Below are 11709 nucleotides of genomic sequence, written 5' to 3'. Positions count from 1 at the left end.
TTAATAACGTCACACTACCTAAACGGCGAGCAAGCGAAGCGCGGTAGCTAATGGTGTACAATATTAGAGTGTCTAACTTACTGTTATGAAAACAACATCGAGAAAATATTGACACATACCTGTTAACCTTATCTTTTTTTGGGGGGCTAGATAACATGATATAATGATTGGAAGAGGTGATCTAGGTGTCAAAAGTCACAAGGATAGTATTACAGAAAGGGAATAAACATCGCTATAATATTTTTATCAAAGATAGGACAGATGAACGTTACGCATTCAGCGTTGAAGAGGAAACATTAATTAATGAAGGATTAAAGAAAGGCCAAGAATTAAATCAAGCACAAATTGAAGCACTAGTGGCAAAAGATAACTTTCATAAAGGTTATAATCAAGCATTAATATATTTAGGATATCGGATGCGGTCGACTAAAGAATTAAGCCAGTATTTAATAGACAAAGGGATAGAACCGGAGCAAATCGATCTTATCATTTATCGATTGAAAAAGGAAAAAATTTTAGATGATCAAGCTTTTGCTGATGCCTATGTATCCACAAAGGTAAAAACTACATTTAAAGGTCCAGAACAAATTAAACGTGAGCTGATTCAAAAAGGAGTCGTTTCTGATCAAATTGATCAAGCATTAATGAAGTATCCAGAGGAAGAGCAAGTGGAGCTTATTGAAAAATGGTTGATCAAGCAGACGAAGAAAACTTCACGACATTCACATCGACAAGCGATCATTAAGATGAAACAACAACTCAGCCAAAAAGGTTTTGATCAGTCGGTGATTGAGCGTGCTTTCCAATCCATCCAGTTAAAAAAAGATGAAGAACATGAATGGCGTTCTCTAGTTTACCAGGGAGAAAAGGCTATAAGACGATATCATTCGAAGGCCGAAGGTTATGAACTCATTCAAAAGGTAAAAGGTGCACTTTATCAAAGGGGTTTTGATCAGGGAGAAATTGAACGCTTTATTGATCAATTTGTCAATATCGATTAATCAAAAGATGAAATAAGGCAAATCCTCTTTCATTTTGTACTTTGGATTTACATCTTAAAGATAAACCGGTAAAACCCCAAATTAGCTTTCAAGAACCTGAAGAAGGGCCCAACATCTATTTTACATTTACGATAGCTATCGCCTGTATTCTCATCTAAAAGCTTCTACTCGCTCGTAAGCTTTTTAGCTTTCTTATTTTTCATTTCGGAATACTAAAAGGCGCTCTTTTTGTTGACTTTTTTTATCAAAATAATCAATTTATGATCCATTATCAAAACTGCCAACCAGGTGATTGATAGGTCGGGTGCAATTTCGGAGGGAAAAGTGCGAATCCGAAAGTCTCTATTGCGACACGGCAGTGGAGTAATAAGGATTGTTAGACTAAAACCGCCACGTCCTGTGGCAACGTCTAACTGACCCACATCCTGTGCGCCCGAGGCTACACCCGCGGAAAGCGTCCACCCAAACTGTAAATCACGGAGGGATACCTCAAAAAATTTAAGAGGTGATGATTCTATTTAAATGATGATCATAAGAAAAAGGAATCCAGTATCTTGATATGCTCCCCCTAAAGTAGTTCTTTTTTTTAGTGCCTACTTTAGGGGGAGTAGTTCATCTACTGAATCCTTTTTTATTTTTAGCCGGGTTTTGTCTAGGCCTCTAGATATCTTCAATTAGTAATTTATCTTGGAGTTTTTGTTCAGAGAATACCCAACCAGTATAAGACTTTAGAATTTGATAGTCTTTCGTTATTTTGACAACAGCTACAAAGGGATAGTGGTCTTTGGAGCGATAGCGTAAGTCGATAAATCTTACTTCAGTGTAGTCCTGACCTTCCGTTAGCTCCCAGCGATATACTTTTGAGAAGGATAAAAAAGCGGAAACATTAGGATCTGATTTAGCTACTCTAATGAATTCATTATTTGGCAAAGGCTTCCGATCAAATACGTCAACAATTTGAATATTACCATCGATAGCCCGCGCAACATAGAACTTATCTTTAGTTGTAACAGCCAACCGCCAAATTTTTTGATTAATTGTCGGTGAAGTAAAGATTCCCTCAATATTAGAATAAGATCGCCGTATTTTTCGTTCAAGGACTTTCTTTTGCCAATAGCGCTTCAAGTAATAGAAAAAAAGTAGGCAATAGATAGTGATAAAAGTTATTGCAGGATCTGCTCCTAATATCCAGATAATGATACCAATGATATGTGCGGAAAAAATAACGGGATCAAAGGTATTAATAAAGCCAAGTCCAATCCACTTATTTGTAAACGGCCTAAAAGCTTGGGTACCGTAGGCATTAAATAGATCAACGAAAATATGAAGTGATACCGCTAAAGTGGTCCATCCCCATATGTTTAAAAAAGGTAACTCCGGAACAAAGAAATGAATAATACTTGAAATTAATAATCCCCAAAAAATCATCAATGGAATTGAATGAGTGATACCTCTGTGATGTCGTAAATAAACGGCATTATTTTTTAATTTTAATATTGTATCAAAGTCAGGTGCGTGTGAGCCTATGATTGTTCCAGTCATAATAGCACCGAAAAATATCGGATTTTGCTGGACAACAGGGTCGATTGTAGCTATGCCACCAAGTGCGATCCCCATTGCAATGTGTGTACCGGTATCCATTATCGCTCGCCTCTTTCAATTATTATAAGTTATCTATATAATCTAACATAGTTGAAAACAATCTATATTTATTTTTAGCCATTTTTTAGCCAGATTAAACATTACTTTAATAATCATACGATAACAGAAATAAAGGGTGAAAGTAATGAAGACAAGTTCTTTTAATAAAAAGGCCTTTCAAACAGCTTTAATCGAGTGGTTTAAGCTTAATCAACGACAGCTGCCTTGGCGGGAGGATCAAGATCCTTATAAAGTATGGGTATCTGAAATTATGCTTCAACAAACACAAGTAGATACAGTTATTCCATATTTTGAACATTTTATTGAGCAATTCCCTGATCCAAATACTTTGGCGGATGCTGATCAACAAGAAGTTCTAAAAGCTTGGGAAGGTCTAGGTTATTATTCAAGAGTGCGAAATTTACATACGGCTGTTCAGGAAGTTAAAGAGAAATATCATGGTGAAGTACCGCGAGATCGAGAACAACTGAGTAAACTCAAAGGAGTTGGCCCCTATACACTAGGTGCAATTATGAGTATCGCTTATGATGAACCTGAACCAGCAGTCGATGGGAATGTCATGCGCGTGATTTCTAGAGTTTTTGAAATAGATGCAGATATTGCAAAAGCCAAATCAAGAAAGATATTTGAATCGTTAGTTAGGGATATTATTTCGGAGGAGGATCCCTCCAGTTTTAATCAAGGGTTAATGGAATTAGGGGCATTAATTTGTCGACCGAAAAACCCTCAATGTGAACTATGTCCCATTCAATCCTTTTGCCGAGCTTATCAGCAAAATTCCCAGTCTAATTATCCTGTTAAATCAAAAGCCAAAAAACAAATCCCTTTTTATTATTATGTGTTTGTTTTAGAAAATAAATCAGGGGAAATTTTAATTGAACAACGACCTGAAAGTGGGTTGTTAGCAGGTTTTTGGCAATTCCCGATGGTTGAACAAAAAGAGCTAGATCAAAGTTTGATCCTTCCATTTGTAGAAGAAATATTTCAAATAGATGTTCAGGAGATTAATCAACTAAAATCGATTAAACATATTTTTTCACACCTTACTTGGTCACTTGATGTATACCATTTAAAGGTAGATACGATTCATATGAAGAGTGATAATCAGAGGTTAGTTAAATTAGACCAGTTAGCCAAATATCCTTTTCCTGTTCCGCATCAAAAAGTAATTAATCAATTGTAATTTGCTTTGGTTTGTTTTGATCAGCTGATTGATATCAAGGCTCCTCAGATTTATTTTATTTTTTGAATAGCCTTTTTAAAACTGGTTACATTAAACCTTGTGGAGGTGATATCGAATGGCTAGAAACCAAAATCAAAACCATAACCAAAGTAAAACAAACGCTGAAGAAGTAAAACGTCAAAATCAACAAGCACAACAAGGTCAGGGACAATATGGAACTGAGTTTGCTTCTGAGACTGACACACAACGTGTTAAACAACAAAATAAAAAATCGCAACAAAATAAGCAATAACAGTAACTCATAATTGTGAAAGAGACTGGGACATAACTCAGCTAAAATGAAAAAGGAATTCAGTTGATACTGGATTCCTTTTTCTTATGATCATCATTTAAATAGAATCATCACCTCTTAAATGTTTTGAGGTGTCACTCCGTGATTTACACGCTGAGTGGACGCTTTCCGCGGATAGGGCCTCGGGCGCACAGGATGTGGCGATTTTAGTCTAACATTCCCTATTGCTCCACTACCGTGTCGCAATAAAGATTTTCGGACTCGTGGGACTGGGGCTGGGACTGGGACTGCGGTTACTCGTCCCACCGAAGACCATTTTCTGTTCCCGCTGGAGTCGCCATCCGCCGTTCCAAACATTGGCTGGGCGCTTTGTTAAATGTATAATAAATTGAATATATCGATAAAAGAGAGTCAACAAAAAGAGCACCTTTGGGTAAAATTAAAGTATCGACACAATAATCTACGGAGGTGCTCTTATGTTTAAACATTATACCATGAATCAAGTTGTTTTGCCGTCAGGCTTAGAAGTTAAATAAAAGGAAAATGATATTGCTTTTGCGATTCACGATTTAGTAGAGAGTATTCCGGATAAAACTTTTGGAGATTTCTTACGCCAACCTGGTTATTCCGCCTATCATCCAAGGATGATGCTGAAAATTATATTGTGTGGGTACACGCAGTCTGTCTTTTCAGGCTGCAAAATAGAAGCTTTATTACAAGACAGCGTTCGACTTCTTGAAGGCCAATTTATGCTTCTCGCATTTTTCCATGCGATGCAAAGAGAAAGTGAAAAGTGAATTGGGATTTGCATTGATGGCGATGAACATGAGGAAGTTTATCGCCAGAAGCAACAATCCAATAATAGAAAAAGGAAAAGTCCAACAAAAAATGGTTTTAAGCAATTTTTAATACTTGAAACCATTTTTTGGTTAGTTATGTCCCAGCCTCTTTTTTGACAAGAAAAGTCGATTAATAATTACCATTCAGCTAGATTACTCTTTACATTTACCAATTGAAAAGACTTGATCGCCATATCAACTTTAGATTAAAAAGGTCAAAATATTTTTATTTCAATCGAATAAAAGTTATACTTAAGGTAGTTTTAGTTATAGAAAGGTTGATATAATGGCTGTCCCAGAAGAAGGTTCACCTATAAAAATATATAGCTATAAGCATAATGGACAGCTCCATCGTATTTGGCAAGAGAATGTTATTTTAAAGGCAACGAGTACACGGGTAATTGGTGCCAATGACCGGACGCAGGTGATGGAAAGTAATGGTCGAGATTGGGTTACACGAGAACCAGCAATTTGCTTTTTCTATTCAAAGCATTGGTTTAATGTAATTAGTATGCTTAGAGAAGATGGTATTCATTATTACTGTAATCTCAGTTCGCCTTTTGTATATGAATCTGGAGCGGTTAAATATATTGATTATGATCTTGATATCAAGGTTTTCCCGGATATGACCTACACATTACTTGATGAAGACGAGTATCATCTACATCGAGAACTAATGAACTATCCACAAGTCTTGGATCAAATTTTACGAAATAATGTTGATTACTTAATCCAAATGATTAGACAAAGAAAAGGGCCGTTTTCATTTGAATATGTCGAACAATGGTACGAGCTATTTTTGACTTATCGTTCATATTAAATTCCTAAAAAAATAACCTATGCACTCATCATTTTGAGTATAGGTTATTTTTTTGCTACCCATTTCATAAAAATCAGTCTAAGTCACGCTTGGGAATAATCTTAAACTTCTCGTCAGAATGAAAATGATCATAGCTATTTAGTAAAGATTGTAAATGAGAAAGCTCACGGTCATAAGTCACTAATTTAGTTGCTAAAGGGAGGAAAATTAAATAATCACTTTCATTTTCTTTGTATAAATTCAGTAATGCATCGATAAACTCCTGGATATTTGAAGATTTTGCGATTGTTTGATCATATCGTTTAATTTTGCCGATAAAGCTTAATAACATGTGTTCGTGCCGATGAATAACAAAATCAATTTCCTGAACTAGATTAGTTTGGATATCCTTTGGAATCATATTTGTTCGATTATCAACGATCTGAATTGTTTTTAATAGATCAAAGCTAGCATGACTCACCTTAATTAATTGTCTAAATAAAACAAGTTTCCGAGCTCGCATCAATCTATTTTTTTGCAGATAGATTCGTTCCTCTGAGAAAAGTAAATACAGTTCATCCATTCGTCTTAACTCAATATTAATACGTTGCATTTCCTTCTTTAAAGAGGGGTCATCTGATAAGTGTCGAATGGTGACTCTTAACCATTGTAAAATTTCTGCTGTTACTTGTTCAATATGTTGGAATAGTGTTGATTCATATTTAGGCGGTATAAACACAAGATTGACAACGAAAGCAGAGAGAATCCCAAGCATCAGTGATAAAAAGCGCAATATACCGAATTGGTATATTTCCATTGACGTTGTTTCCATTACTGAGATAACCGCAATCAGCGCAATTGAGACTGCACTTTTTTCTAACTTGAAAAAGCGACAAAGGATGATAACAATTACAACAGAAATCCCTACGACAATCGGTTCATTTCCCAACAGATAAAAAAGAATAATCCCTGTAGTGACGCCAATAAAGTTAGCATGAAGCTGTTTAATTGTTATTTTAAAAGACTGATATATAGAAGGCTGAATCGCAAATACAGCCGCAAATCCTGCAAAAACGGTTGATGGGAAACCGAGTAATGAAGCACAATATAATGCGATAGCGACGGCTAATCCTGTTTTAAACATTCTAGCTCCTAGTTTCATTTGAGGTGACCTCCCTTAAATTAAGAAGCTGCTTCTTTATAATACGTTATTTCCTTTACAGAACACAACTAAACAAAAAAAGGACCCTTAATGAGATACACTCAGAAAAGGCCAAATTTCATGCTTTGAAGGGAAGTCATACAAATTGACAAGTAAAGCATGAGTTGAAAAATAAATTTCAAAATTATGATAGCATAGTCTGAATAGATTATCAATTCAAAAATTAATAAATATTCTTAATTTTATATAAAAATCTGAAAAATAGTACCAGATCTTAATTTCGATGAATTCTTAATAATTCAAACTATATTATAGATTATTATAAAGTTCAACTCAATGCTAATATGTTAACTGTTATTCAATGACTCACTGAATAGAAAATTGACTTGAGATCATGTCTCAACAAGTTTATATGTTTATATAATAGTATCTAAGTTAAGAGTTTGAAGTAATCTCCAAATGGGTATATTTTATTAATGTCTTTGGCAATTTTCAGTCCATGTATTCTTGCAAGAATGGAAAGCAGAAAACTTGTCAATTATTATGAAATTGGCTATGCTGATTTTAATACAATTAAAGGAAAGGAAGGCTGATCATTATGATTAAAGTGGGCGATTCTGTTCCTAAATTACCATTAATAACGAGTGAAGGTGAAAGAATATCATTACCTGATTTTAAGGGTGAGATTGTTGTATTGTATTTTTATCCAAAAGATAATACACCGGGTTGTACAGCCCAAGCATGTTCATTCCGCGACAACCATGAAAAGTTCAATCAATTAAATGCTACTATCATTGGAGTCAGTCCTGATTCTAAGGAAAGTCACGAGTCATTTAAAGAGCAGCATGACTTACCTTATACTCTTATTGTTGATGAAAAACATCAATTGGCAGAAGAGTTTGGCGTTTGTAAAGTGAAAGTGAAGGCAGGCCATGAATATTATAGTAATCAACGCTCTACTTTTGTAATTGATCGATCAGGTATTATAAAAAAGGCATTTTTAGATGTCCAAGTTGATGGACATGTTGATGAGGTTTTACAAGCGATTAAAGAAATTGATTAACGAGTGAAATGGCGCTAGTTCTAACATCATTAGGACTGGCGCTTTCAGTTGATAATAGTGTTATTTTTTTGCGGTACAACTATCAATAAGGCTCCCGCATCAAGCATTCGAATGAAACTAAGGATTGTAGGTGGGGATCAAGTGACAGTAGGGGCACGATTAGTTCAAGGGCCTTTAGGTCATACCCTTGTGGTATTAACAAGTGTTATCGGTGGGACGAGTAATCGTGGTCCCAGTACCAATCAGTGGAGGATAGGGGAAGGCAGACTAAATCTGCCGAATCCTGTGGTAAGTCTGCATGACCTAGGTCTCCTAGGCCCAATCTCTGCTGATTGAAGCTTTACTTTATTGGGAAATATCAGAATATATATTAGTGAGGGGTTTTTTATGCTTATTCTATCTACTACAAGATTAACTGCAGATATAGAAAAACAACTTAAGAACGATTTTATCGACGTTGACTTTAAATTTATGGAAAATATTGATCAGGCAAGTAGCTTTTTACCCATAGCGGATGTGTTAATCACATATGGAAGTGACATCGAAGAGAAACATATTGAACAAGCTGAACAATTAAAGTGGATTATGGTCATGTCAGCTGGAATAGATCAAATGCCAAACAGATACATTAAAGAACGAAACATACTGATGACCAATGTTCGAGGAATACATAAAATATCGATGGCTGAATATGCTTTAGCAATGTTATTAAGCAATTACCAAAGCCATTTGACATTTGCTAAAAATCAAAGTCGTAAAATTTGGGATCAAACTGTAAAAACACATGAGATAACAGGTCGGACTTTAACGATCGTAGGTGCTGGTGCAATTGGTGAGGAGTTGGCACGCTTGGCCAAAGCCTTTCAAATGACAACGATCGCGGTAACAAATTCTGGTGGATTACGACCTAATTTTGATTATGTTTATCAAAAAGATTCACTAAAAATCGCATTAAAAGATGCTGATTTCGTAGTATCTATTTTACCAAGTACGATAGATACTAAAGAATATTATCAAGATGAACATTTTAAATGGATGAAGGATAGTGCAATATTTTTAAATATGGGGAGAGGAGATGCGGTTACCGAAAAGACACTATTAAAAGCATTGGATGATAATCAAATCAGTCATGCAATTTTGGACGTAACTCCAGTAGAGCCTTTGACTAATGAAAGCTTGTTATGGACCCATGATAAAGTAACGCTTACGCCGCATATATCTGGTAAGTCAGAGCAGTATATTCCTCGAGCAGTAGAAATCTTTCGTGAGAATTTAGTAAGTTTTATAAAAGATCGATCTGTTACTACGAATAAGGTTAACCTTGATAGGGGGTATTGATATGCGAATATATACGAAAACAGGTGATCAAGGAAAGACATCTTTGATCTACGGTGAAAGGGTGGACAAAAATGATTTACGCGTTGAAGCGTACGGGACATGTGATGAAGCTAATGCGGTTATTGGTGTTGCCCTAAGTACAATTGATCAAGGGATTTCATGGTCTATATCGGAGCGGAAGGTATTTCTGCTTTTGATGAAGGAAATTCAAACATTACTTTTCCATGTTGGCTCGGAATTATCAACACCGAAAGGGAAAGAGGTACCTTGGAAAATCAACGAGAAGCATATTGACAATATTGAAGAAGCAATTGATAATTGGGAAAAGGAAATCCCACCACTAACGCAGTTTATTTTACCTAATGGTCATCAAACGAGCGCGATGTTACATCATGCCAGAACAATTGTAAGAAGGGCAGAGCGTTTGGTTGTAGGTTTAAAAGATGAGATTAATCCACTAGTATTAGTCTTTTTGAATCGCTTATCTGACCTATTATTTGTTAGTGCAAGATATGTGAATAAATTTAGTGCGTTTGAAGAGGAAACTTTTGAAATAAATTAATAAAAATCCATCTTGCTTTATTAAACAATAAGGTTGTTTTATTGACATTAGAACAATTTATGGTTAAACTAATTATAAGAATTATAAAGTAATAATTGAAATTAATGAATAACAAGACTTATGTAAACTGAAACAATAACCGGATTGTTTTTAACTAACATACTAATCTTTAATAAACTTTTGGGATTATGGACGATAGTGTTATTAAAACAACCATGAATTAATTTAATGAAAGTGAGGTGGGTGGTTATGCCCGAGCATCATGAACATAATGAACTTCAAGAAGCTGTCGAAAGATTAAAACAATCGGCAGTACGTATAACACCACAACGTTTTGCAGTTCTCGAGTTTCTTGTTAATGCTAAGACACATCCAACAGCTGATGAGATTTACAAAGCTTTGGAAGGTAAATTTCCAAACATGAGTGTTGCCACCGTTTACAATAATTTACGTGTATTTAAAGAAATCGGCCTTGTAAAAGAGTTGACCTATGGTGATGCTTCAAGTCGTTTTGATTATTCAACATCTAAGCATTATCATGTCATTTGTGAGTCCTGTGGTAAAATTGTAGATTTTTATTATCCAACTTTAGATGAAGTAGAGTCTTTAGCCGATAAGGTAACTGGTTTTGAGATCAGCCATCATCGTATGGAAATTTACGGGATCTGTCCAAATTGTCAAACAACTCATTAATTAATGAATTTAAGGGCCTCGCTATTTTTATTTAAGTAAAATAGTGAGGCTCTTCTTTTTTGGGCGAAGATTGGAATTTGTCCTTCGCTGACTTCCTGCAATTGCTGGTCTAACAAAATAAAGTGAAACTTCAATCGGTGGGGGTTGATCTTTAGGACCTAGATCATGCAGAACTTATCACTGGACCTGATGGATTTAGTTTGCCTTCCCCCATCCCCCATTTACACTTCTTAGTTTCCCAAAATGCTAAAGGTGTGAGTCTTATTGATAGTTACACTGCGATAAATAATCACTCATTATTTCACAGAAAACACAATACGAACACTTGATCCTATATTGATTTTTTTGCTATCATGTTATTAGAGAATACACCCCAGATTAATCCTCATTATTTTAACCAACTTGTTTACTAAATTAAAAGCCTAATAAGGGCCTAGACAGGATCAATCCTATTTGGGCTTTTTTATATTAACTTTTCATTCTAAAATACTTTCGATTTCAATTATAGAAGGGAGATAAGTAAAGAAAGGAAAGTTACTACTGGGTGAAGAGATATTTGATCAACTACAAGACTCGATTGAATTCTTTGGTATTTAACTTTCAACAAAATTGAAAGTAGAAGTTTTCTAACGAAGATCAGATAAAGTAAAATCTCAATCAAGGGGTGGAACTATGGGACCTTGAGGGAAGTTCAAGAACTATTATTGAATTGTTTTTTAAATTTTATTAAAAAAAGATTGGCTAAAATAAAAAAACATGGTATAGTAATAAACGTTGCTCGAAAGAAGAGTAGCGAAATATTATTTATAAAATAGGATATATGCTAAGATTGATCTGTTTGTATTATCGATTTAGTTACAAGTAAATTTATAATTTTAAAAAAAGGGTTGACAAATACAAACTGATTATCATATACTATAAAAGCTGTCGCAAAAAAAGACAGCAACAATTGATCTTTGAAAACTGAATCCAAACAACCAAGAAAGTTAAGAAAAGAAGTAAGAAGAAGCTAGTGCTTCAAATGAGAGTAGAACAACTCAACAATTTTATTGAGAGTTTGATCTTGGCTCAGGATGAACGCTGGCGGCGTGCCTAATACATGCAAGTCGAGCGCG

Annotated in this window: 11 protein-coding genes, 1 rRNA gene and 1 pseudogene; 11 read left to right on the top strand and 2 right to left on the bottom strand. The window is 35.0% G+C overall.

All coding sequences use genetic code 11. The annotated features are described in order from the left end of the window. The first annotated feature begins 185 nt into the window (after window positions 1–185). Complete coding sequence (gene recX / locus KQI76_RS10945; RefSeq protein ID WP_216400337.1) at window positions 186–1001, top strand: recombination regulator RecX; 816 nt, start codon at window positions 186–188, stop codon at window positions 999–1001. Window positions 1002–1661: 660 nt separating this feature from the next. Here recX and KQI76_RS10940 read toward each other — a convergent pair. Then, window positions 1662–2642: a metal-dependent hydrolase gene (locus tag KQI76_RS10940; RefSeq protein ID WP_216400336.1), complete on the bottom strand. Its 981-nt coding sequence runs from the start codon at window positions 2640–2642 to the stop codon at window positions 1662–1664. A 145-nt stretch (window positions 2643–2787) separates the two neighbouring features. Between KQI76_RS10940 and mutY the strand changes: the two genes are divergently transcribed. The 4 genes and pseudogenes from mutY (at window position 2788) to ntdP (ending at window position 5797) form a co-directional block, all read left to right on the top strand. Continuing rightward, window positions 2788–3846, top strand: a complete 1059-nt coding sequence (gene mutY, locus KQI76_RS10935) for an A/G-specific adenine glycosylase (protein ID WP_216400335.1) — start codon at window positions 2788–2790, stop codon at window positions 3844–3846. A gap of 115 nt (window positions 3847–3961) precedes the next feature. Beyond that, window positions 3962–4138, top strand: a complete 177-nt coding sequence (locus KQI76_RS10930) for a gamma-type small acid-soluble spore protein (protein WP_216400334.1) — start codon at window positions 3962–3964, stop codon at window positions 4136–4138. A 476-nt stretch (window positions 4139–4614) separates the two neighbouring features. Next, a pseudogene (locus KQI76_RS10925) lies at window positions 4615–4875 on the top strand (transposase); the annotation flags it as partial. A 388-nt stretch (window positions 4876–5263) separates the two neighbouring features. Then, complete coding sequence (gene ntdP / locus KQI76_RS10920; protein WP_216400333.1) at window positions 5264–5797, top strand: nucleoside tri-diphosphate phosphatase; 534 nt, start codon at window positions 5264–5266, stop codon at window positions 5795–5797. Window positions 5798–5870: 73 nt separating this feature from the next. Here ntdP and KQI76_RS10915 read toward each other — a convergent pair whose 3' ends face one another. After that, window positions 5871–6938, bottom strand: coding sequence for an FUSC family protein (locus KQI76_RS10915; protein ID WP_216400332.1), 1068 nt, complete (start codon window positions 6936–6938; stop codon window positions 5871–5873). Window positions 6939–7533: 595 nt separating this feature from the next. Here KQI76_RS10915 and bcp point away from each other — a divergent pair. From bcp to KQI76_RS10885, 6 genes are all read left to right on the top strand, one after another. Next, complete coding sequence (gene bcp / locus KQI76_RS10910; protein WP_216400338.1) at window positions 7534–8001, top strand: thioredoxin-dependent thiol peroxidase; 468 nt, start codon at window positions 7534–7536, stop codon at window positions 7999–8001. Between the two features lie 141 nt (window positions 8002–8142). Continuing rightward, window positions 8143–8337 (top strand): hypothetical protein, encoded by a 195-nt coding sequence (locus KQI76_RS10905; RefSeq protein WP_216400331.1) that lies wholly within the window; start codon window positions 8143–8145, stop codon window positions 8335–8337. A 51-nt stretch (window positions 8338–8388) separates the two neighbouring features. Further along, window positions 8389–9339: a D-2-hydroxyacid dehydrogenase gene (locus KQI76_RS10900; RefSeq protein ID WP_216400330.1), complete on the top strand. Its 951-nt coding sequence runs from the start codon at window positions 8389–8391 to the stop codon at window positions 9337–9339. A 1-nt stretch (window position 9340) separates the two neighbouring features. Next, window positions 9341–9901, top strand: a complete 561-nt coding sequence (locus KQI76_RS10895; protein WP_216400329.1) for a cob(I)yrinic acid a,c-diamide adenosyltransferase — start codon at window positions 9341–9343, stop codon at window positions 9899–9901. Window positions 9902–10150: 249 nt separating this feature from the next. After that, window positions 10151–10594, top strand: a complete 444-nt coding sequence (gene perR, locus KQI76_RS10890; RefSeq protein ID WP_216400328.1) for a peroxide-responsive transcriptional repressor PerR — start codon at window positions 10151–10153, stop codon at window positions 10592–10594. A gap of 1045 nt (window positions 10595–11639) precedes the next feature. Continuing rightward, window positions 11640–11709, top strand: a 16S ribosomal RNA gene (locus KQI76_RS10885); the annotation flags it as partial.

Source organism: Amphibacillus sp. MSJ-3, from assembly GCF_018919165.1.
GTDB lineage: Bacteria > Bacillota > Bacilli > Bacillales > Amphibacillaceae > Amphibacillus.
This window is presented reverse-complemented; position numbering and strand designations above follow the sequence as displayed.